This window comes from Methylobacterium sp. WL103 (assembly GCF_008039885.1).
Classification (GTDB): Bacteria; Pseudomonadota; Alphaproteobacteria; order Rhizobiales; family Beijerinckiaceae; genus Methylobacterium; species Methylobacterium cerastii.
The window spans coordinates 1-616 of sequence record NZ_VRUX01001194.1 but is presented as its reverse complement, the minus strand read 5'-3'; the positions used below and the strand labels follow the sequence as shown (position 1 = coordinate 616).

1 protein-coding gene is annotated in these 616 nt (G+C 69.2%); it reads left to right on the top strand.

Annotation, left to right across the window (positions count from 1 at the left end):
• Positions 1-348, top strand: a 348-nt coding sequence (gene minC / locus FV222_RS28575) for a septum site-determining protein MinC (protein ID WP_147816483.1), incomplete at its 5' end; no start/stop codon positions are given.
• Positions 349-616 lie beyond the last annotated feature (268 nt).

The window sequence follows — 616 nt, the reverse complement described above, 5'->3', positions numbered from 1 at the left end:
CCGCAGGCGGCGGCCGTCTCCCTGATCCTCGACGCGCCGGTCCGCTCCGGCCAGGCGGTGCTGCACCTCGAAGGCGACGTCACGGTGATGGGGGCCGTGGCCTCGGGCGCCGAGGTGATCGCCGGCGGGTCGATCCACGTCTACGGCCCGCTGCGCGGGCGCGCGATCGCGGGCGCCGCCGGCAACCCGAACGCGCGGATCTGGTGCCGGAAGTTCGAGCCGGAGCTGATCGCGATCGACGGCCTCTACAAGGCCGCCGACGACCTCAATCCGAGCTTCACCGGCCAAGCCGTGGAAGTCCGCCTCGTCGAGGACGCGATCCGGTTGGCACTGTTGGAGCGGACCTGAGGCCGCGATCACAGGATACCGGCATGAGATGGCGACAGGATCACCATCCTTAACCGTTCGGTAACCATATCCGCCGTCAATGATCCGGTAAGGAATCGTTGACCCGTGAAAACACAGCTCTTTCCGGACCCCGACCGTCCCGTTTCGGCACAGCCCGAAAAAGCCGTTTCCCCGGAAGCGGTTGGCCTGCTGGCCGGCACCGAATCGCCCGCGCCCGAGACCGCTGCGGCGGCCTCGGACCCGGCAAAGCCTGCCGACCCCGCCCCGG